Genomic DNA, 21006 nt, shown 5'->3' with positions numbered 1-21006 from the left:
CAAAGTCGTCATTTTGCAAAGACCTCCAGCAATCGGGGCGCAATTCTATCCAGTGGGCGAATTTCAACAGCAGCATCAATCGCCGCCGCCGCTTTGGGCATCCCATACACCGCCGAGCTCTGCTGATCCTGGGCGATGGTCAAATAACCTTGTTCACGCAGTAACTTGAGGCCCTGGGCCCCATCGCGCCCCATGCCCGTCAGCAATACGCCGACGGCATCGCCATTCCAGTGGCTGGCCACGCTTTCGAAGAACACGTCGATCGAAGGCCGGTAAATCTCGTTCACCGGCTCTGCGGTATAGGCTAGTGTGCCGTTCTTCAATAAACGAATGTGATGGTTGGTACCGGCCAGCAGCACCACGCCGCTTTGCGGTGGCTCACCTTCGCAGGCCAGGCGAACCGGCAGGCCGGAGGCGCTGCTCAGCCACTCGGCCATGCCGGCGGCGAACACCTGGTCCACATGCTGCACCAGCACAATGGCGGCGGGAAAGTCCCGGGGCAAGCCCTTGAGCAGGATTTCCAGGGCAGCCGGGCCACCCGCCGACGAGCCGATGGCGACCAGGCTCTGGCGTTTACCGGTGTTGCGCTCAGACGTGGTCTCAGCGCGTACACGGCTGCCGCGCTGGCCGATCAGCCAGCCTATATTGAGGATTTTGCGCAACAGCGGCGCTGCCGCATCCTTGGGATTGCCCACGCCGAGCGCCGGCGTGTCCACCACATCCAGGGCGCCGTGCCCCATTGCTTCGAAGACTCGGCTCATGTTGGCCTGACGGTCGACAGTCACCAACAGGATCGCGCACGGGGTCTGGGCCATGATCTGGCGCGTGGCCTCCACGCCGTCCATCACCGGCATGATCAGGTCCATCAGGATCAGGTCCGGGGTCAATTCGGTACAACGCTGCACCGCTTCAAGGCCATTGCTGGCCACCCACACCACCTGGTGCGTGGGCTCGAAACTCAAGGCGCGGCGCAAGGCCTCCACCGCCAGGGGCATGTCATTGACGATCGCTATCCTCATACCCGCGCGCCCCCGATCAGTTCCACCACCGCGTCCAGCAACGCGTCGTCATGGAAACTGGCCTTGGCCAGGTAATAGTCGGCGCCAGCGTCCAGCCCACGACGACGATCTTCTTCACGGTCTTTGTACGACACCACCATCACCGGCAAAGACTGCAGGCGACTATCACGGCGCAAGAGTGTGACCAATTCAATACCGTCCATGCGAGGCATATCAATGTCAGTGATCAGCAGGTCGAAGTCTTCGGAGCGCAGGGCGTTCCAACCGTCCATACCATCGACCGCGACGGCCACTTCATAACCACGATTAAGCAGCAGCTTGCGTTGCAGTTCACGCACGGTGAGCGAGTCGTCCACCACCAGCACCCGCTTGCGCGGTGCTTCGGTGGCTTGCTGGCTGCGCCGGGCGATGCGTTCCAGGCGCCCGGTGTTGAGCAACTTGTCCACCGAACGCAGCATGTCTTCCACATCGACGATCAACACCACCGAGCCGTCGTCAAGCAAGGCGCCGGCGGAAATATCCTGGACCTTGCCCAGGCGGTCATCCAGCGGCAACACCACCAAGGTGCGCTCGCCGATAAAGCGTTCCACGGCGATACCGTACACCGCATCGCGCTCGCGGATCACCACCACCTTCAAGGTCTCGTCATTACTCTGCCCCGGCGGGCGCTGCAACAGTTGGCTGGCGGCGACCAGGCCGACATGCCGGCCTTCGTGCCAGAAATGCTGGCGGCCTTCCAGTTGCACGATGTCGTCGGGAGCGAGGTCGCACATGCGCTCGATATGCGCCAGCGGGAACGCATAGGCTTCTTCGCCGACTTCCACCACCAGGCTGCGCACCACCGAGAGGGTCAGTGGCACTTCCAGGTGAAAACGGCTGCCCTGCCCCGCCGTCTGCTCCAGCACCACCGCGCCGCGCAGTTGGCGGACCATATGCTGCACCGCATCCAGCCCGACGCCGCGCCCGGACACTTCGGTGACTTTGTCACGCAGGCTGAACCCCGGCAGGAACAGGAACGTCAGCAGCTCCTCTTCGCTCAGGTTCAGCACCGTCTCCAGGGTCGACAGATGCCGGTCGACAATGGTGCCGCGCAGGCGCTCCAGGTCGACACCGTTGCCGTCGTCGCTCAGTTCCAGCACCAGCAAACCGGCCTGATGGGAGGCGCGCAGACGAATCAGCCCTTCGGCCGGCTTGCCCGCCAGCAGGCGCTGGTCGGGCATTTCGATGCCGTGGTCGACGGCATTGCGCAATAAATGGGTGAGCGGCGCTTCAAGCTTTTCCAGCACGTCGCGGTCGACCTGGGTCTTTTCGCCCTCGATCTCCAGGCGCACTTGCTTGCCCAAGCTGCGGCCGAGGTCACGCACCATGCGCACCTGCCCGGCCAGAACATCGGCAAACGGACGCATGCGGCAAGCCAGTGCGGTGTCGTAGAGCACCTGGGCGCGCTGCCCGGCCTGCCAACCGAATTCATCCAGCTCGGCGGTTTTTTCTGCCAGCAGCGCTTGGGCTTCGCTCAACAGGCGGCGGGTATCGGCCAGGGCTTCCTGGGCTTCGAGGTTCAGATCCAGGGCCTTGAGCTGGCCGTCCAAGGTGTCCAGCGCGCGCACGCTCTGGCTTTGGATACGCTTGAGGCGCTGCATGCTCGCCAGGTAAGGCTTGAGCCGCTGGGTTTCCACCAGGGATTTGCTCGACAAATCCAACAGGCTGTTCAGGCGCTCGGCGGTGACGCGCAAGACGCGTTCGCCGCCTTCGGTCATGCGTTTGTTCTGGCGTGGCGGGTCGCTGGTCACCGGCGGCGCGGGCTCGGGCTCTGGCGGCAGGTCTTCAACGACAGGGACCGGCTCGGGCACCGTGACAGGCGGCGCGACCTTGGCCGTCGGTTGCGACGGATCGAGCAAGCGCTCCATCAGCGCCACATAGGCGTCCACATCTGCCGGCCCCACGGTGTTACCCGGCGTGGCGATGCGCATCAGCAGGTCGGTGCCTTGCAGCAAGGCGTCGATATGTTCGGGTTGCAGGTACAGACGGCTTTCCTGGGCGCTGACCAGGCAATCCTCCATGACATGGGACACGCTGACCCCGGCGTCCACCCCCACAATGCGCGCCGCGCCCTTGAGCGAGTGGGCCGCGCGCATGCACGCCTCAAGCTGGTCGGCCTGGGTCGGGTTGCGTTCCAGGGCCAGCAGGCCCGCGCTCAGGACTTGGGTCTGTGCATCGGCTTCCAGGCTGAACAGTTCCAGCAGCGACGCATCGCGCATCTGATCGGGGGTCATGTGAGGCTCCGGGTCACGGCGGACAACAATTGCGCCTCGTCCAGCCAACGCAGGCTGCGGCCCTTCCACTGCAACACCCCTTGAGTGAAGCGTGCACTGGCCTGGGAACCCGACGCCGACGCCGCGTTCAAGGTGCGCTCGTCGATGGCATGGATGCCGTCCACTTCGTCCACCGGCACCACCACCGGGCCATCCTGTGCGGCGATGATCAGCATGCGCGGCATAATCCGCCCACCGCTGGCGGCATTGCCGGTGCTGTCCAGGCCGAGCAGTTCGACCAACGACAGGCACGCCACCAACGCACCCCGCACATTGGCCACGCCGAGCAAGGCACGGGACCGTTGGTGCGGCAGCGAGTGAATCGGTTGCAGCGGCGCCACTTCCACCAGGCACCGGGTGGCGATGCCCAGCCATTCTTCGCCAAGGCGGAACATCAGCAGCGAGCGGGTGACAATCTCTTCGTCGACTTCGGCGGCGGCCTCCGGGCGACGGTCGTCCTGCTGCAACGCATAGCGGTCCAGCAGGCGCGTGGCGGCCGCCGAGTACACCGCACAGTTGCGGCAGTGGATATGCTCCACCAGCAGCGGGCAGGACTTGTCGCCGTGGATGCCGATGCGGTTCCAGCAGTCGTCGATGGCCTGGGTGTCGGCCAGGGTCAGGTCCAGGCCGGCGGTGTCGAGCGCGTCGGGGCTACTCATCGTTTGGACTCACTGTCTGCTCGCTCGCTCCGGGCAGCCCGCGCCTGCAAGCGGCGCGCCCCCGCACTGTCGCCCTGGGACTCCAGCAACGCGGCCAGGTGCATCAAGGCCTGCGGATGCTGGGGTTCCAGGTACAAGGCTTTTCGATAATAGCCCTGGGCTTCCAGGGCACTGCCGGCCACATCGCTGAGCAGCCCCAGCCAGTAGAACACCTGGGCGGCCGGCGGGTGGTTGTTCAGATATTGTTCGCAGGCAGCACGGGCCTCGGCACTTTTGCCTTCGTTGGCCAGGGTGGCAATGCGGCTGAGCAAATTACCTGCGTCGCAAGGCGGCGCTGTCTTGATCGGCACCACCTGGGCACGCGCGGTGCTGAACGGTCGCGGCTTGACGGGGATGGGTGCCGCGCTGCGCTGGGGCACCGGGATAGGCACAAACACCGGCTCAGGCGGGACTGGCCCGGCATGCCGGCTGAAGGCAAACGACTGCGGCACTCCAATCGAACGCATGCCGTGGCGCCCCAGCAGGCTGCCCTCGGCCGGCCCGATAAACAGCACGCCGTCCACGTGGGTCAGGTCTTTGAGCACATCGAAGACCTGCTTCTGGGTCGGCTGGTCGAAGTAGATCAAAAGGTTGCGGCAAAACACAAAGTCGTAGCTGGCCTCGTTCGCCAGCAGCGCTGGGTCGAGCAAATTACCGACCTGCAGGCGCACCTGTTCGCGCACACGGTCGGCGATGTGAAAACCGTCGCTGTGTTCAATGAAGTGTCGGTCGCGAAACGCAATATCGCTGCCGCGAAACGAGTTCTTGCCATACACCCCACGCCGCGCACGCTCCACCGACAACGGGCTGACGTCCAGGCCCAGTACCTTGAACTGGTGCGGCGCCAGGCCCGCGTCGAGCAGGGCCATAGCAATCGAATAGGGTTCTTCACCGGTGGAACACGGCAGGCTGAGGATGCGCAGTGCACGCATCTGCTTGATCTCGGCCAGGCGTGCAGTCGCCAGCCGGGCCAAGGTCGCAAAGGATTCGGGGTAACGGAAAAACCAGGTTTCGGGGACGATCACGGCTTCGATCAGTGCTTGCTGCTCATCGTGGGAGCTTTGCAGGTGCTGCCAGTATTCGCCCGGCGTTTGCGCCTGCACGGCCTGGCTGCGCTGGCGTACGGCGCGCTCAATGATGGCCTCGCCGACCGACGCGACGTCCAGGCCGATACGTTCTTTCAAGAAGGCAAAGAAGCGCGGATCGTGGCTCATACGCTCAACTCGGCAGAAAACAACAAGGCGCGCACGTCATCGGTGAGCACGTCATTGACGCCAATCCATTGCATCAGCCCCAGCGCATCCTCGCGCACCGGCCCGAGATACCGCGCCTGGCGGTTATCCAAGCCATAGGGTTGGAATTCGGCGGGATCGCACCGCAGGGTGTCGGTGGCCTGCTCCAGGATCAGCCCGAGCCAGCGCGGCTCGACCCAAGGCTGCGGTTGGTAATTGACCAGCACCAGCCGCGTGCTGGTACGCGCCTGGGCCTGCGTACCGAAGGTCAGCGCACTCAGGTCGATCACCGGCACCAACGCCCCACGATGGGCAAAGATGCCCGCCACCCAGGTGGGCGCATGGGCGATGGGCTTGAGCGGCAGGCGCGGCAGCACCTCGGCCACTTCGGTGGCCTTGAGGGCAAAGCGTTCGCTGCCAATGTGAAACACCAGGAACAACGCTTTTTTCGCTGCCGGGACGGCGCCGCGTTTAGCCACGAGGTCGCTCATCAGACTTTGAAACGCGACACGCCGCTGCGCAGACCCACCGCAACCTGGCTCAGTTCATCAATCGCAAAGCTGGCCTGGCGCAGGGACTCCACGGTCTGGCTGCTGGCATCCCCCAGTTGCACCAGCGCGTGGTTGATCTGCTCGGCGCCGGTGGCCTGGGCCTGCATGCCTTCATTGACCATCAGCACCCGCGGCGCCAAGGCTTGGACCTGGTGGATGATCTGCGAGAGTTGCTCGCCCACTTGCTGCACTTCGAACATGCCGCGCCGCACTTCTTCGGAGAACTTGTCCATGCCCATCACCCCAGCGGACACCGCCGACTGAATCTCACGCACCATCTGCTCGATGTCGTAGGTGGCCACGGCGGTCTGGTCGGCCAGACGGCGCACTTCGGTGGCGACCACGGCAAACCCGCGCCCATACTCACCGGCCTTTTCAGCTTCGATGGCGGCGTTCAGGGACAGCAGGTTGGTCTGGTCGGCGACCTTGACGATGGTCACCACCACCTGGTTGATGTTGCCGGCCTTCTCATTGAGGATCGCCAGTTTGGCGTTCACCAGGTCGGCGGCGCCCATCACCGAGTGCATGGTCTCTTCCATACGCGCCAGGCCTTGCTGGCCAGAACCGGCGGCCACCGAAGCCTGGTCGGCGGCAGTCGACACTTCGGTCATGGTGCGCACCAGATCCTTGGAAGTGGCGGCGATTTCCCGCGAAGTGGCGCCAATCTCGGTGGTAGTCGCGGCAGTTTCAGTGGCGGTGGCCTGCTGCTGCTTGGACGTGGCCGCAATCTCGGTCACCGAGGTGGTGACCTGCACCGACGAGCGCTGGGCCTGGGAGACCAAGGCCGTGAGCTCGGTCATCATGTCGTTGAAGCCGGTTTCCACCGCACCGAATTCGTCCTTGCGCTCCAGGTTCAGGCGCTTGCTCAGATCGCCGGTGCGCATGGTGTCGAGGATTTCGACGATGCGCTGCATCGGCGCCATGATTGCGCGCATCAGCAGCAGGCCGCACAGGCCGGCGGCCAGGATGGCGATGATCAGCGACACACCCATGCTGATCTTGGCCGACAGCACGGCGTCATCAATGGCCGCGGTGGCACGGTCAGAGACGTTTTTGTTCTCGGTAATAATGTCATTGAGCTTCATGCGACCTTCGGTCCAGATCGGCGTCAGTTGCTCTTCAAGCATTTCACGCGCAGCCGGCAGGTCATTGTTCTGGACACGGTCCAGCACTTGCTCAAGGACCTTGTTGTAATTGATGTGTGCGGCCTTGAAGTTATCGAACTCCATGCGGTCAGCCTGGGTGTGCACGGTTTTTTCGTAACTGGCTATCTGCTGCTCGATGCGCGCTTCGAAGGCCTTGTAGTCGTTCTTGTCGGTATTGGTGAAGGCTTTATCCTCGCGCAGACCAATGATATCGATGGTTTGCAGGTAGCTGTCGACCCACGCGCTGCGGATCATCGAGCTGAGGTAAACCCCCGGCACCGCGTCATCGCGTACGGCAACCTCGCTGGTTTCGATCTTCAGCAACCGTGAATAGGAGACCACGACCATTAACAGCATGATGGCGATAATGACCGCAAAACTTGCCAGGATGCGTTGGCGCAAGGTCCAGTTCTTCACAGTAATTCCTCGAAGGGCCATTCAAATGGGGGGGAGTATAGCTGAGCAGAAGCCCTCATTAATCAATGGCTTTTGATGTAGCGCTCACAGAATGCAAAAACGGCTGTGGGAAGGGGCTTGCATCCCGATGGTGTTGTGTCAGTCAACCTGCCTGCTGCTGACTACCGTCATCGGGGCATAGGTATCTACCCAACTCTTAAAGGTTGATACAGAACCCTGTGGTGAGCCCTTGAGAGTTGTGTAGATACCCATGCTCATCGGGGGCAAGCCCCCTCCCCCATTTGGATACGTGTGCATGGGTGCTTATTGGTTAAGCCGTACCTGCTTTTCCAACTCCAGCTTCAATCCAGGCTCAAGTTTGAGCTGGCGAGCCAGTTCGTCCAGATACGCCTTCTCCATGAAGTTCTCTTCGTCCACCAGCATCACGCTGGCGATATACATCTCGGCCGCCATTTCCGGGGTGCTGGCCGCACGGGCGACATCGGCCGGGTCCAGGGGTTTGTTCAGTTCGGCGTGCAGCCAGCTGTGCAGTTCGCGGTCGTTGTCCAGCTTGGTGAACTCGCCTTCGATCAGTTCGCGCTCGCGTTCGTCCACATGGCCATCGGCCTTGGCCGCTGCGACCAGCGCCTTGAGAATGCCCTGGCTGTGTTGTTCGACCTGGGCCGGTGGCAGACGGTCGATGGTCTGCGGCTCACCCTTGGGCGCATTGGCTTGATTGGCCTGCCAGTTGCCGTAGGCCTTGTAGGCAATCACACCCAATGCGGCCAGACCACCATAGGTCAGGGCTTTGCCGCCGAACTTGCGCGCTTTCTTGTTGCCCAGCAACAGGCCCATCGCACCCGCTGCCAGGGCGCCACCACCGGCGCCGCCGAGCAGGCTGCCCAGCCCGCCACCGCCGAGCAGACCGCCGAGGGCGCCCTTGTCGTCCTGCTTGCGTTGACCGCCTGCCTTGTTTTGCAACATGTCCTGGCCGGACTTGAGCAACTGATCGAGCAATCCACGGGTATTCATTCGTAGCCTCCAGGCACTTGGGTTCATAGGACCAATAGGCCCCCAGCGTAAAACTAAGTGCCAAAAAGCCCCGATCTAGAGTGCTTCCAGATGTAACGCCGGTGCCGTTCGCTAAAACCGATATACACTCGGATAAATCTATAAAAACACCCCACTGGTAATTCCAGCATGATGACCTTGCGTCAAATCCGGCACTTTATCGCCGTGGCCGAGACCGGTTCGATCTCTGCCGCCGCGCAAACCGCGTTCATTTCCCAGTCGACCCTGACCCTGGCGATCCAGCAACTGGAGCAGGAAATCGGGGTGAACCTGTTCAACCGCCACACCAAGGGCATGACCCTGACGCACCAGGGCCATCAGTTCCTGCGCCAGGCGCACCTGATCCTCACCACCGTCGACAACGCCAAGCGCAGCCTGCAACAGAGCACCGACCAAGTGGCCGGGCAATTGATCATCGGCGTGACCAGCCTGGTGGCGGGCTATTACCTGGCGGATTTGCTCACCCGTTTCCAGCGCGCCTACCCCAACGTGGAAATCCGCGTGATGGAGGACGAGCGCCCGTATATCGAACACTTGCTGGTCAGCGGCGAAATTGATGTGGGCGTGCTGATCCTCTCCAACCTGGAAGACCGCCACGCCCTGCAAACCGAAGTGCTGACCCACTCGCCCCACCGCCTGTGGTTGCCGGCCCAGCACCCGCTGCTGGAACACGACAGCATCAACCTGGCCGATGTGGCGCGCGAGCCGCTGATTCAACTGAATGTCGACGAAATGGGCCACAACGCCCAGCGCCTGTGGGCGGGCGCCGGCCTACAACCACGCGTGACCCTGCGCACCGCCTCCACCGAAGCAGTGCGCAGCCTGGTGGCCGCAGGCCTGGGCGTGTCGATTCAACCGGACATGACCTACCGCCCCTGGTCCTTGGAGGGCGACATTATTGAAGCCCGGCCGATAGCCGACCTCAGCCAGACCCTCGATGTAGGCCTGGCCTGGCGCCGCGGAACGGCACGGCCCGCCTTGGTGGACCCGTTCCTGACGGTCGCCCGCGAACAACCTCATCCACGCAAGCCATCTATTTAATCGAACGCTGCATTCAGTATTTAGTATTTGTTGACCTCGCGCCTGACCTCTAGTCTCTCTCTATCCATAAGAGAAGGTCAGGCGCCTTGTAAGAGAACGCCCATGACCACACAACAAAAGAGATCGCGAAAAATGTCCGGCGCGCCCACCCCGCTGCTCACTGCGTTGCTGATCGACGGCGAACTGGTCCAGGGCCAGGGGTTCGCCGAACCGATCCTCAACCCGGCCACCGGTGAAGTGCTCACCCAGATCGCCGAAGCCAGCACCGAGCAGGTGGAATCGGCAATCCTCGCCGCTCACCGCGCGTTTGCCGGTTGGTCGCGGACCACGCCGCAGCAACGTTCGAACATTCTGCTGGGCATCGCCGATGCCATCGAAAAGCAAGCCGACTACCTCGCCCGCCTGGAATCCCTGAACTGCGGCAAGCCATTGCACCTGGCGCGCCAGGATGACTTGAGCGCGACCGTCGACGTGTTCCGCTTCTTCGCCGGGGCCGTGCGCTGCCAGACCGGGCAACTGAGCGGCGAATACCTGCCGGGCTACACGAGCATGGTGCGGCGCGATCCAATTGGCGTGGTTGCCTCCATCGCACCGTGGAACTACCCATTGATGATGGCGGCCTGGAAGATCGCCCCGGCCCTCGCTGCCGGTAATACCTTGGTGTTCAAGCCATCGGAACACACGCCGCTGTCGATCCTGGCATTGGCGCCGGTGCTGAAGGACTTGTTACCACGCGGGGTCATCAACATCCTCTGTGGCGGCGGCGAAGGTGTGGGCAGCCATCTGGTCAGCCACCCGAAAGTGCGCATGGTTTCCCTGACCGGCGATATCGTCACTGGGCAAAAAATCCTGCAAGCCGCGTCGAAAACCCTGAAACGCACGCACCTGGAGCTGGGTGGCAAGGCGCCGGTGATCGTGTGCAACGACGCCGACCTGCAAGCCGTGGTCGAAGGCGTGCGCGCCTACGGCTATTACAACGCCGGCCAGGATTGCACCGCCGCGTGCCGTATCTATGCCCAGGCCGGCATCCACGACAAATTGGTCGCCGAGCTCGGCGCGGCGGTCAGCAGCCTGCGCTTTGCCGGCAAGCGCGATGCCGACAACGAACTCGGCCCGCTGATCAGCACGCGCCAGCGCGACCGCGTGGCCAGTTTTGTCGAGCGCGCCCTCGGCCAGCCCCACATCGAACGGGTCACTGGCGCTGCGGTGCATTCGGGCGCGGGCTTCTATTACCAGCCGACCTTGCTGGCTGGCTGTAAACAGAATGACGAAATCGTCCAACGTGAAGTGTTCGGCCCGGTGGTCACCGTAACGCGCTTCGACGAGCTGGAGCAGGCGGTGGACTGGGCCAACGATTCCGAATACGGCCTGGCCTCATCGGTGTGGACCCAGAACCTGGACAAAGCCATGCAGGTGGCGGCGCGCCTGCAATACGGCTGCACCTGGATCAACAGCCATTTCATGCTGGTCAGCGAAATGCCCCACGGCGGTTTGAAGCGCTCAGGGTATGGGAAAGATCTGTCCAGCGATTCGCTACAGGACTACAGCGTGGTGCGCCACATCATGGCCCGCCACGGCCAACATCTTTAAAACAACAACTAAGCTTCTGCGTCACCCGTTGCACACAACTGCCCCGACCATAATTAAAGAAGAGGGAACCCCCATGTCCGCGCACAAGACCGCACTGCTCAGCGCCCTGACTACCGCGCTGCTGGCCAGCGCCAGCCTCCAGGCCGCCGAACCGCTCAAGGCCGTAGGCGCTGGTGAGGGCCAGCTGGATATCGTCGCCTGGCCTGGCTATATCGAACGTGGCGAAAGCGACAAGGCCTACGACTGGGTCACCGGTTTCGAGAAGGAAACCGACTGCAAGGTCAATGTGAAAACCGCCGCCACCTCTGACGAAATGGTCAGTTTGATGGCCAAGGGTGGGTATGACTTGGTCACCGCATCGGGCGACGCATCGCTGCGGTTGATCGTCGGTAAGCGTGTGCAGCCGATCAACACCTCGCTGATCCCCAACTGGAAGAACATCGACCCACGCCTTAAAGATGCGCCGTGGTACGTGGTCGGCCAGCAGACCTACGGCACCCCCTACCAGTGGGGCCCGAACGTGCTGATGTACAACACCAACGTGTTCAAGACCGCGCCCACCAGTTGGGACGTGCTGTTCAACCCCCAGAACCTGCCGGACGGCAAGCCGAACAAAGGCCGCGTGCAAGCGTATGACGGCCCGATCTACATCGCCGATGCGGCGCTGTACCTCAAGGCCACCAAGCCGGAACTGGGCATCCAGAGCCCGTACGAACTGACCGAAACCCAGTACAAAGCCGTGCTCGACCTGTTGCGCGCCCAGCAACCGTTGATCCACCGCTACTGGCACGACACCACTGTGCAAATGAGTGACTTCAAGAACGAAGGCGTGGTGGCCTCCAGCGCCTGGCCTTATCAGGTCAACGGCCTGGTCAATGAGAAGCAGCCGATCGCCTCGACCATCCCCAAAGAAGGCGCCACCGGCTGGGCCGACACCACCATGCTGCACAGTGAAGCCAAGCATCCGAACTGCGCCTACAAGTGGATGGACTGGTCGTTGCAGCCCAAGGTCCAGGGCGATGTTGCGGCGTGGTTCGGCTCGCTGCCGGCGGTGCCAGCGGCCTGCAAGGGAAGCGAACTGCTCGGCGCCGAAGGCTGCAAGACCAACGGCTTCGACCAGTTCGACAAGATCGCCTTCTGGAAAACCCCGCAGGCTGAAGGCGGCAAGTTCGTGCCGTACAGCCGCTGGACCCAGGATTACATCGCGATCATGGGCGGCAGGTAAATCTTCCTGACAACCTCGGCCCCTGTGGGAGGGGGCAAGCCCCCTCCCACACCGACCGTATACACACCTGTAGTTTTGTTCAGAAGCCCAGACCGGGCCGCTGCGACGGCCCATGCTTTTTTGGAGCACCGCACCATGACGCTTGCAGTCCAATTCACCCACGTTTCCCGTCAGTTCGGCGAAGTGAAAGCCGTTGACCGGGTTTCCATCGATATCCAGGACGGCGAGTTCTTTTCCATGCTCGGCCCTTCCGGCTCGGGCAAGACCACTTGCCTGCGCCTGATCGCGGGCTTCGAGCAGCCAAGTGCCGGCTCGATCCGGATTCATGGCGAGGAAGCCGCCGGCTTGCCGCCGTATCAGCGTGATGTAAACACCGTGTTCCAGGATTACGCGCTGTTCCCCCATATGAATGTGCGCGACAACGTAGCCTATGGCCTCAAGGTCAAAGGCGTGGGCAAGACCGAACGTTTGAACCGCGCCGAAGAAGCCTTGGGCATGGTCGCCCTCGGCGGTTATGGCGAGCGCAAGCCGGTGCAACTCTCCGGTGGGCAACGCCAGCGTGTGGCCCTGGCCCGCGCCCTGGTCAATCGCCCCCGCGTATTGCTGCTCGACGAACCCCTGGGCGCCCTTGACCTCAAGCTGCGCGAACAGATGCAGAGCGAGCTGAAAAAGCTGCAACGCCAGCTCGGCATCACCTTCATCTTCGTCACCCACGACCAGACCGAAGCACTGTCGATGTCCGACCGGGTGGCGGTGTTCAACAAAGGCCGCATCGAACAAGTCGACACACCGCGCAACCTGTACATGAAACCGGCTACCGCGTTTGTCGCCGAGTTCGTCGGCACCTCCAACGTGATTCGCGGCGAGCTGGCCCAGCGCCTCAGCGGCAGCGCGCAGCCGTTTTCGATCCGCCCGGAACACGTGCGGTTTGCCGAAGGCCCGCTGGGTGCCGGTGAAGTTGAAATCAGCGGCCTGCTGCATGACATCCAGTACCAGGGCAGCGCCACCCGCTATGAGCTGAAACTGGAAAACGGCCAGGCGCTGAATATCAGCCAGGCCAACAACCAGTGGCTGGATATCAGCAGCGGCCATCAGGTCGGCCAATCCATCACCGCGCGCTGGGCGCGGGAAGCCATGACCCCGCTGACCGACAGCGCAGGCGAGGTGTGACATGAGCCTGGCCCTTTCCCAACCGCCGATGCGCAGGTTTTCCAACCTGTTGTACCGCAAGCCCAACCTGTACCTGGCGATGTTGCTGATACCGCCGCTGATCTGGTTCGGCGCGATCTACCTCGGCTCGTTGCTGACCCTGCTGTGGCAAGGTTTCTACACCTTCGACGACTTCACCATGGCGGTCACGCCGGACCTGACCCTGGCCAACTTCGCCGCGCTGTTCCAGCCGTCGAACTTCGACATCATCCTGCGCACCTTGAGCATGGCGATTGTGGTGTCGATCGCCAGCGCCATCGTGGCCTTCCCGATTGCCTACTACATGGCGCGCTACACCACGGGCAAGACCAAGGCGTTCTTTTACATCGCGGTGATGATGCCGATGTGGGCCAGTTATATCGTCAAGGCGTATGCCTGGACCTTGCTGCTGGCCAAGGGTGGCGTGGCGCAGTGGTTCGTCCAGCACCTGGGCCTGGAGCCGGTGTTGCAGTTCGTGCTGGGCATTCCAGGCGTGGGCGGCAGCACCTTGAGCACCTCGCACTTGGGGCGGTTCATGGTGTTCGTCTATATCTGGCTGCCGTTCATGATCCTGCCGATCCAGGCGTCGCTGGAGCGTTTGCCGCCGTCGCTGCTGCAAGCGTCAGCGGACCTCGGCGCCAAGCCGCGCCAGACGTTCATGCAAGTGATTTTGCCGCTGTCGATTCCGGGGATTGCCGCCGGTTCGATCTTCACCTTTTCGCTGACCCTGGGCGATTTCATCGTGCCGCAATTGGTTGGCCCACCGGGTTACTTCGTCGGCGGCATGGTGTACGCCCAGCAAGGCGCCATTGGCAACATGCCCATGGCCGCGGCGTTCACCCTGGTGCCGATCGTGCTGATCGCGGTTTACCTGTCCATCGTCAAACGCCTGGGGGCCTTCGATGCACTCTGACAAATCCAGCTTGAGTTTGAAGATCGCCGCCTGGGGTGGATTGGTGTTTCTCCATTTCCCGATCCTGATCATCTTCCTCTACGCCTTCAACACCGAAGAAGCCGCGTTCAGCTTTCCGCCCCAGGGCTTTACGTTGAAGTGGTTCAGCGTGGCCTTCGCCCGGCCGGACGTGCTGGAGTCGATCAAGCTGTCGCTGCAGATCGCCGCCATCGCCACCCTGATCGCGATGGTACTCGGCACACTGGCCTCGGCGGCGCTGTATCGCCGGGAGTTCTTCGGCAAGCAAGGCGTGTCGCTGATGCTGATCCTGCCGATCGCGCTGCCGGGGATCATCACCGGTATTGCGCTGCTGGCGACGTTCAAGACATTGGGCATCGAGCCCGGGATGTTCACCATCATCGTCGGCCACGCGACCTTCTGCGTGGTGATCGTCTACAACAACGTCATCGCCCGTTTGCGCCGCACCTCCCACAGCCTGATCGAAGCCTCGATGGACCTGGGCGCCGACGGCTGGCAGACCTTCCGCTACATCATCATGCCCAACCTGGGCTCGGCCCTGCTGGCCGGCGGCATGCTCGCCTTTGCGTTGTCATTCGACGAAATCATCGTCACCACCTTCACGGCGGGCCACGAGCGCACGTTGCCGCTGTGGTTGCTCAACCAATTGAGCCGCCCACGGGATGTGCCGGTGACCAACGTGGTGGCGATGCTGGTGATGTTGGTAACGATGTTCCCGATTCTCGGCGCCTATTACCTGACGCGCGGCGGTGAAAGCGTGGCGGGGAGTGGCGGTAAATAACTAACAACACATAGCCACTGTTGAAACACGGTCAATGTGGGAGCTGGCTTGCCTGCGATAGCAGTATCGACTGAAGCACCGCTGTCGCAGGCAAGCCAGCTCCCACATTTGAATCGGGTTTCCTCAGGCAGCAACCGTCGTTTTGTGGAGAGCTGAACCATGCAAACCAAATTACTGATCAACGGCCAACTGGTCGAAGGCGAAGGCCCGGCCCAAGCCATCTTCAACCCGGCGTTGGGCCGGGTACTGGTGGAAATCAACGAAGCCAGCGAAGCCCAGGTCGACGCGGCCGTGCGTGCTGCCGATGCCGCTTTTGAAAGCTGGTCGCAAACCCCGCCCAAGGATCGCTCGCTGCTGCTGCTGAAACTGGCAGACGCGATCGAAGCCCATGGCGAGGAGCTGGCCAAGCTGGAGTCGGACAACTGCGGCAAACCCTACAGCGCCGCGCTGAACGATGAGATCCCGGCGATTGCCGATGTGTTCCGCTTCTTCGCCGGCGCCAGCCGCTGCATGAGCGGCTCGGCCGGCGGCGAATACCTGCCCGGCCACACCTCGATGATCCGCCGCGACCCGGTGGGCGTGATCGCCTCCATCGCGCCGTGGAACTACCCGCTGATGATGGTCGCCTGGAAAATCGCCCCAGCCCTGGCCGCCGGTAATACCGTGGTCCTCAAGCCGTCGGAACAAACCCCGCTGACCGCGCTGCGCATGGTCGAACTGGCGTCGCAGATTTTCCCGGCCGGCGTCCTCAACCTGGTGTTCGGCCGTGGGCCTACCGTCGGCAGCCCGCTGGTGAACCACCCGAAAGTGCGCATGGTGTCGCTGACCGGCTCCATCGCCACTGGCGCAAATATCATTTCCAGCACGGCCGACAGCGTAAAGCGCATGCACATGGAGTTGGGCGGCAAGGCCCCGGTGATCATCTTCAACGACGCGGATATCGACGCCGCCGTGGAAGGCATTCGCACCTTCGGTTTCTACAACGCAGGCCAGGACTGCACCGCCGCGTGCCGCATCTACGCCCAGGCGGATATCTACGATGCCTTTGTCGAGAAACTCGGCGCCGCGGTGGCGAGCATCAAGTACGGTTTACAGGATGACCCGGCCACCGAGCTGGGCCCGCTGATCACCGCGCAACACCGCGACCGCGTGGCCGGGTTTGTCGAACGGGCCGTGGCGCAACCGCATATCCGCCTGGTGACGGGTGGCAAGGCGGTGGAAGGCAACGGGTTCTTCTTTGAACCGACGGTATTAGCCGATGCGCAGCAGGACGATGAGATCGTGCGCCGCGAGGTGTTCGGGCCGGTAGTGTCGGTGACCAAGTTCACCGACGAAGCACAGGTGTTGGGCTGGGCCAATGATTCGGACTATGGCTTGGCGTCGTCCGTATGGACCGCCGATGTGGGCCGCGCCCATCGTTTGGCCGCACGGTTGCAGTATGGCTGCACGTGGGTGAACACCCACTTCATGCTCGTAAGCGAAATGCCCCACGGCGGTCAGAAACTGTCGGGGTACGGCAAGGACATGTCCATGTATGGGCTGGAGGACTACACCACGGTTCGCCATGTGATGTTCAAACACTGATCGAGCGTTTCCCCGGCACCTGCCTTGGGTGCTGGGTCCTACCACAATAAAATCTCAGGTTCCCTCATGGACATCACCCGCCGCGACTTCCTCAACGGCGTCGCCATCACCGTTGCCGCTGGCATGACCCCGCTGCAACTGCTCCAGGCCGCACCCGATGGACGTTACTACCCTCCAGCCCTCACCGGCCTGCGCGGCAGCCATGTCGGCTCGTTCGAAGTGGCGCACCAGATGGGCTGGGAAAAGAAGGTGTTCGACACCGAAAAACTGCCGATCACCGAAGAGTACGACCTGGTAGTGGTCGGCGGCGGCTTGAGTGGTTTGTCGGCGGCCTGGTTTTACCGGGAGCAGCACCCGAAGGCGAAGATCCTGATCCTGGAAAACCACGACGACTTCGGCGGCCACGCCAAGCGCAATGAATTCCAGGCCGGTGGCCGCACGATCATCGGTTACGGCGGCAGCGAGGCGTTGCAATCGCCGAACCATCTGTACAGCAAAGAAGTGAACGGGCTGTTGAAGAAGCTCGGGGTCACGATCAAGCGCTTCGAAACCGCGTTTGACCGCCAGTTCTATCCAGGCCTGGGTCTGTCACGCGGGGTGTTTTTCGACAAGGAAAACTTCGGCGAAGACAAACTGGTGACGGGCGACCCGACGCCGATGGTGGCCGACGATATCGCGCCAGACCAACTGAATGCGCGCAGCCTGGCAGACTTCATCAACGACTTCCCGTTGCCGGCAGCCGACCGCCAAGCCTTGATCGCCCTGCACACCGCACCCAGGGACTACCTGCCGGGTAAAACCGCCGAGCAAAAAGCCGACTACCTGGCGGCCACCAGCTACCGTGATTTCCTACTCAAGGACGTAGGCTTATCAGAAGGCGCGGTGAAGTATTTCCAGAGCCGCACCAATGACTTCATGGCGCTGAGCATCGATGCCGTGGCGGCAGCCGATGCCTACAGCGTGGGTTTCCCAGGTTTTTCGGGGATGAACCTGGCGCCGATCAGCGAAGAAGCCGCAGCGGAAATGGAAGAGCCCTACATCTACCACTTCCCGGATGGCAATGCCTCGGTGGCGCGGTTGCTGGTGCGCAGCCTGATCCCAGGCGTGGCGCCGGGGCACACCATGGACGATATCGTGCTGGCCGCGTTCGATTACGCCAGGCTCGACCAACCCAAGGCAGCCGTGCGACTGCGCCTGAACAGTACGGCGGTAAGCGTGCGCAATGTCGGTGATGGCGTGCATATCGGCTACAGCCGCGGGGGCCAACTCGCACAGGTGCGCGGCAACCGCTGCATCCTGGCCTGCTACAACATGATGATTCCGTACCTGCTCAAGGATCTGCCAGCGCCCCAGGCCCATGCGTTGAGCCAGAACGTGAAATACCCGTTGGTGTACACCAAGGTGGTGATCCGCAATTGGCAGTCATTCCAGACACTGGGGGTGCACGAGATTTACGCCGCGACCCAGCCCTACAGCCGCATCAAGCTGGACTACCCGGTGAGCATGGGCGGCTACGAACACCCGCGCGACCCGACGCAGCCGATTGGCTTGCACATGGTCTATGTGCCCACCAGCCCCAACAGCGGCATGAACGCCCGCGACCAGGCACGGGCCGGGCGCGGCAAGTTGTATGGGCAGACCTTTGAACAGCTTGAGGCGCAATTGCGTGACCAGTTACAACGCATGCTGGGCCCGGGTGGGTTCAATCATGAACGCGACATTCTGGCGATCACTGTCAACCGCTGGTCACATGGTTATGCGAGCTTCTCCAACAGCCTGTTCGATGACGCCGATGAAAGCGAAGCGTGGATGACCCTGGCGAAAAAACCGCTGGGGCATGTGAGCATTGCCAACTCGGATGCGGCGTGGAGTGCCTATGCGCACGCGGCGATTGATGAGGCGTTCAGGGCCGTCGGGGAAGTCGCCTGAAATACAGTCTAAATGTGGGAGCGGGCTTGCTCGCTCCCACATTTGATCTTCATGATGTTTGAGTGCTGCGCCCAGACGGATAGTCGGAAATGTCTTGTCGCACATGCAACGCCATCACACAGCCATCAATCAATTTTCCTACGTCATCGAACCGCTTAAGCTATCCGGCGTCTGTTTAATGTCCGTTGTGTTTGGCCGAAGGCATGTCCGAACCGTAATTTCTGATCCGCTACGTGCCAGGAACGGCGCGGGATTTGCTCACGACAGGTTGTCTCTATGCACCGCAGGAATTTGCTCAAAGCGTCCATGGCCATTGCGGCTTACACCGGTTTGTCGGCCAGCGGCCTGCTGGCCGCGCAAGCCTGGGCCGGGAACCGTGCCGCCGACGGCAAGGCCGTGGCGTTCGACTTCGACGCACTGAAGGCCCAGGCCAAGCAGCTCGCCGGGACCGCGTATAAAGACACCAAACAAGTGCTGCCACCGACACTGGCAACCATGACCCCGCAGAATTTCAACGCCATCGGCTACGACGGCAAGCATTCGCTATGGAAGGAATTGAACGGCCAGTTGGACGTGCAGTTTTTCCACGTCGGCATGGGTTTCAAGACGCCGGTGCGCATGCACAGTGTTGATCCGAAAACCCGTGAAGCCCGCGAAGTGCACTTCCGCCCTTCCCTGTTCAACTACGAAAAAACCAGTGTCGACACCCAGCAGTTGACCGGCGACTTGGGCTTCTCCGGCTTCAAGCTGTTCAAGGCGCCGGAACTGAACCGCCATGACGTGCTGTCGTTTCTCGGCGCCAGTTACTTCCGTGCGGTGGATTCCACCGGCCAATATGGCCTGTCGGCCCGTGGCCTGGCCATCGACACCTACGCGAAAAAACGCGAGGAGTTCCCCGACTTCACGCAGTTCTGGTTCGAAACCCCGGACAAGAACGCCACCCGTTTTGTGGTCTACGCCCTGCTCGACTCGCCGAGCGCCACCGGTGCCTACCGCTTCGACATCGACTGCCAGGCCAATCAGGTGGTGATGGCGATCGACGCCCACATCAATGCGCGTACCGCCATCGAGCAACTGGGCATCGCGCCGATGACCAGCATGTTCAGCTGCGGCACCCATGAACGGCGGATGTGCGACACCATCCACCCGCAAATCCACGACTCGGACCGCTTGGCGATGTGGCGCGGCAATGGCGAGTGGGTCTGCCGCCCGCTGAACAACCCGGCCAAGCTGCAATTCAACGCGTTCGCCGACAAAGACCCGAAAGGCTTTGGCCTGGTGCAGACCGACCATGAGTTCGCCAGCTATCAGGACACGGTGGACTGGTACAGCAAGCGCCCAAGCCTGTGGGTCGAACCAACCACGGCGTGGGGTGAAGGCTCGATCGACCTGCTGGAAATCCCTACCACCGGCGAGACCCTGGACAATATCGTGGCCTTCTGGACCCCGAAAAAGCCGGTGGCTGCGGGTGAGTCGCTCAACTATGGCTACAAGCTGTACTGGAGCGCCTTGCCGCCAGTGAGCACACCGTTGGCCCAGGTCGACGCGACCCGTTCCGGCATGGGTGGTTTTACCGAAGGCTGGGCGCCGGGCGAGCACTACCCGAACGTGTGGGCACGGCGTTTTGCCGTGGACTTCAAAGGCGGTGGCCTGGACCGCCTACCGCCAGGCACTGGGATCGAGCCGGTGGTGACGTGCTCCCACGGTGAAGTGAAAGACTTCAGCGTGCTGGTGCTCGACAACATCAAGGGCTACCGCATCCTGTTCGACTGGTACCCGACCAGCGACAGCGTGGAGCCAGTGGAACTGCGCCTGTTTATCCGCACCCAGGACCGCACACTGAGTGAAACCTGGTTGTATCAGTATTTCCCGCCGGCACCGGACCAGCGTAAGTACACCTGATAGCCAATGTGGGAGGGGCTGGCTCCCTCCCACACGAGTTCTACGTCGGCGCTAAAACCGCGATACGCTCTTCATCGCCCCAATCAGATAACGCATTGCCACCTGATCGCTCTCGTTCAGAGCGCGATACTGCGCCAGCAATTCGACCTCATCCAAACTCAACCGGCGGCCACGCGTGGACACCCTGCGGGCCAAAAAAGACGCCACCCAACCTGCTACGCCATCGGACTTGGCCATGGACTGCTTCTCCTGATATCAATCAAATACTCCCGGCGCCCACTAACCACTTCCAGGGAAGCGCAATGCCCCCGTGGACAAACAGACTGACTCCCTGGGCCAGAAACCGGTCCTAACCTAAGCGTAGAAACAATCTCGTTACGTGTGGGATTTTTTTAGAGTATTCACTTAAAA

Annotated in this window: 17 protein-coding genes; 9 read left to right on the top strand and 8 right to left on the bottom strand. The window is 62.0% G+C overall.

The annotated features are described in order from the left end of the window. Window positions 1-8 precede the first annotated feature (8 nt). The 7 genes from PspS35_RS06640 to PspS35_RS06610 all read right to left on the bottom strand — a co-directional run bounded on the left by PspS35_RS06640 (window position 9) and on the right by PspS35_RS06610 (window position 8385). Window positions 9-1019, bottom strand: coding sequence for a chemotaxis response regulator protein-glutamate methylesterase (locus tag PspS35_RS06640; protein WP_159933252.1), 1011 nt, complete (start codon window positions 1017-1019; stop codon window positions 9-11). After that, window positions 1016-3292 (bottom strand): hybrid sensor histidine kinase/response regulator, encoded by a 2277-nt coding sequence (locus PspS35_RS06635; RefSeq protein WP_159933251.1) that lies wholly within the window; start codon window positions 3290-3292, stop codon window positions 1016-1018. Before PspS35_RS06635 ends, PspS35_RS06640 begins: the two co-directional genes overlap by 4 nt. Further along, entirely contained in the window at window positions 3289-3990 is a 702-nt protein-coding gene (locus tag PspS35_RS06630; protein ID WP_159933250.1) for a chemotaxis protein CheW, read from the bottom strand. The genes PspS35_RS06635 and PspS35_RS06630 overlap by 4 nt, the downstream gene beginning before the upstream one ends. Next, entirely contained in the window at window positions 3987-5243 is a 1257-nt protein-coding gene (locus tag PspS35_RS06625) for a protein-glutamate O-methyltransferase CheR (protein WP_159933249.1), read from the bottom strand. The genes PspS35_RS06630 and PspS35_RS06625 overlap by 4 nt, the downstream gene beginning before the upstream one ends. Then, complete coding sequence (locus PspS35_RS06620) at window positions 5240-5752, bottom strand: chemotaxis protein CheW (RefSeq protein ID WP_159933248.1); 513 nt, start codon at window positions 5750-5752, stop codon at window positions 5240-5242. The genes PspS35_RS06625 and PspS35_RS06620 overlap by 4 nt, the downstream gene beginning before the upstream one ends. Beyond that, complete coding sequence (locus tag PspS35_RS06615; RefSeq protein ID WP_159933247.1) at window positions 5752-7374, bottom strand: methyl-accepting chemotaxis protein; 1623 nt, start codon at window positions 7372-7374, stop codon at window positions 5752-5754. The genes PspS35_RS06620 and PspS35_RS06615 overlap by 1 nt, the downstream gene beginning before the upstream one ends. 303 nt (window positions 7375-7677) lie before the next feature. Further along, entirely contained in the window at window positions 7678-8385 is a 708-nt protein-coding gene (locus tag PspS35_RS06610; protein WP_159933246.1) for a tellurite resistance TerB family protein, read from the bottom strand. 168 nt (window positions 8386-8553) lie between these two features. On the opposite strand from PspS35_RS06610, the gene PspS35_RS06605 reads away from it, so the two are divergent. The 9 genes from PspS35_RS06605 (at window position 8554) to PspS35_RS06565 (ending at window position 20595) form a co-directional block, all read left to right on the top strand. Continuing rightward, window positions 8554-9465 (top strand): LysR family transcriptional regulator, encoded by a 912-nt coding sequence (locus tag PspS35_RS06605; RefSeq protein WP_159933245.1) that lies wholly within the window; start codon window positions 8554-8556, stop codon window positions 9463-9465. Window positions 9466-9597: 132 nt separating this feature from the next. Further along, the gene (locus PspS35_RS06600; RefSeq protein WP_174244863.1) at window positions 9598-11055 is read left to right on the top strand and encodes a gamma-aminobutyraldehyde dehydrogenase; all 1458 of its coding nucleotides are present in this window, start codon (window positions 9598-9600) and stop codon (window positions 11053-11055) included. A gap of 73 nt (window positions 11056-11128) precedes the next feature. Continuing rightward, window positions 11129-12280 (top strand): putative ABC transporter substrate-binding protein YdcS, encoded by a 1152-nt coding sequence (gene ydcS / locus PspS35_RS06595; RefSeq protein ID WP_159933243.1) that lies wholly within the window; start codon window positions 11129-11131, stop codon window positions 12278-12280. A 135-nt stretch (window positions 12281-12415) separates the two neighbouring features. After that, window positions 12416-13450 (top strand): ABC transporter ATP-binding protein, encoded by a 1035-nt coding sequence (locus PspS35_RS06590; RefSeq protein ID WP_159933242.1) that lies wholly within the window; start codon window positions 12416-12418, stop codon window positions 13448-13450. A gap of 1 nt (window position 13451) precedes the next feature. Continuing rightward, the gene (locus tag PspS35_RS06585; RefSeq protein WP_032891733.1) at window positions 13452-14381 is read left to right on the top strand and encodes an ABC transporter permease; all 930 of its coding nucleotides are present in this window, start codon (window positions 13452-13454) and stop codon (window positions 14379-14381) included. Next, a complete protein-coding gene (locus tag PspS35_RS06580; RefSeq protein ID WP_159933241.1) occupies window positions 14371-15180 on the top strand; it encodes an ABC transporter permease in 810 nt (269 codons plus the stop codon). The genes PspS35_RS06585 and PspS35_RS06580 overlap by 11 nt, the downstream gene beginning before the upstream one ends. A 159-nt stretch (window positions 15181-15339) precedes the next feature. After that, window positions 15340-16764 carry a gamma-aminobutyraldehyde dehydrogenase gene (locus PspS35_RS06575; RefSeq protein ID WP_159933240.1) on the top strand — a complete coding sequence of 475 codons (1425 nt, stop codon included), beginning with the start codon at window positions 15340-15342 and terminating at the stop codon, window positions 16762-16764. A gap of 66 nt (window positions 16765-16830) precedes the next feature. Next, window positions 16831-18693 (top strand): FAD/NAD(P)-binding protein, encoded by a 1863-nt coding sequence (locus PspS35_RS06570; RefSeq protein WP_159933239.1) that lies wholly within the window; start codon window positions 16831-16833, stop codon window positions 18691-18693. 276 nt (window positions 18694-18969) lie between these two features. Continuing rightward, a complete protein-coding gene (locus PspS35_RS06565) occupies window positions 18970-20595 on the top strand; it encodes a glucan biosynthesis protein D (protein WP_159933238.1) in 1626 nt (541 codons plus the stop codon). Window positions 20596-20646: 51 nt separating this feature from the next. Here PspS35_RS06565 and PspS35_RS06560 read toward each other — a convergent pair whose 3' ends face one another. Beyond that, window positions 20647-20832, bottom strand: coding sequence for a hypothetical protein (locus PspS35_RS06560; RefSeq protein WP_159933237.1), 186 nt, complete (start codon window positions 20830-20832; stop codon window positions 20647-20649). Window positions 20833-21006: the final 174 nt, after the last annotated feature.

This window comes from Pseudomonas sp. S35 (assembly GCF_009866765.1).
In the GTDB taxonomy this organism is placed as follows: Bacteria; Pseudomonadota; Gammaproteobacteria; order Pseudomonadales; family Pseudomonadaceae; genus Aquipseudomonas.
Note: the sequence above shows the minus strand (reverse complement) of the source record. Positions and strands in the feature narration are given on the sequence as shown.

Bases quoted from the DNA above. Each gene is read 5' to 3' on its own strand.
- ydcS (WP_159933243.1), top strand. From the start codon at position 11,129: ATGTCCGCGCACAAGACCGCACTGCTCAGCGCCCTGACTACCGCGCTG.
- PspS35_RS06560 (WP_159933237.1), bottom strand. From the start codon at position 20,832: ATGGCCAAGTCCGATGGCGTAGCAGGTTGGGTGGCGTCTTTTTTGGCC.
- PspS35_RS06565 (WP_159933238.1), top strand. From the start codon at position 18,970: ATGCACCGCAGGAATTTGCTCAAAGCGTCCATGGCCATTGCGGCTTAC.
- PspS35_RS06605 (WP_159933245.1), top strand. From the start codon at position 8,554: ATGATGACCTTGCGTCAAATCCGGCACTTTATCGCCGTGGCCGAGACC.
- PspS35_RS06590 (WP_159933242.1), top strand. From the start codon at position 12,416: ATGACGCTTGCAGTCCAATTCACCCACGTTTCCCGTCAGTTCGGCGAA.
- PspS35_RS06640 (WP_159933252.1), bottom strand. From the start codon at position 1,019: ATGAGGATAGCGATCGTCAATGACATGCCCCTGGCGGTGGAGGCCTTG.
- PspS35_RS06600 (WP_174244863.1), top strand. From the start codon at position 9,598: ATGTCCGGCGCGCCCACCCCGCTGCTCACTGCGTTGCTGATCGACGGC.
- PspS35_RS06620 (WP_159933248.1), bottom strand. From the start codon at position 5,752: ATGAGCGACCTCGTGGCTAAACGCGGCGCCGTCCCGGCAGCGAAAAAA.
- PspS35_RS06585 (WP_032891733.1), top strand. From the start codon at position 13,452: ATGAGCCTGGCCCTTTCCCAACCGCCGATGCGCAGGTTTTCCAACCTG.
- PspS35_RS06570 (WP_159933239.1), top strand. From the start codon at position 16,831: ATGGACATCACCCGCCGCGACTTCCTCAACGGCGTCGCCATCACCGTT.
- PspS35_RS06635 (WP_159933251.1), bottom strand. From the start codon at position 3,292: ATGACCCCCGATCAGATGCGCGATGCGTCGCTGCTGGAACTGTTCAGC.
- PspS35_RS06610 (WP_159933246.1), bottom strand. From the start codon at position 8,385: ATGAATACCCGTGGATTGCTCGATCAGTTGCTCAAGTCCGGCCAGGAC.
- PspS35_RS06630 (WP_159933250.1), bottom strand. From the start codon at position 3,990: ATGAGTAGCCCCGACGCGCTCGACACCGCCGGCCTGGACCTGACCCTG.
- PspS35_RS06575 (WP_159933240.1), top strand. From the start codon at position 15,340: ATGCAAACCAAATTACTGATCAACGGCCAACTGGTCGAAGGCGAAGGC.
- PspS35_RS06625 (WP_159933249.1), bottom strand. From the start codon at position 5,243: ATGAGCCACGATCCGCGCTTCTTTGCCTTCTTGAAAGAACGTATCGGC.
- PspS35_RS06580 (WP_159933241.1), top strand. From the start codon at position 14,371: ATGCACTCTGACAAATCCAGCTTGAGTTTGAAGATCGCCGCCTGGGGT.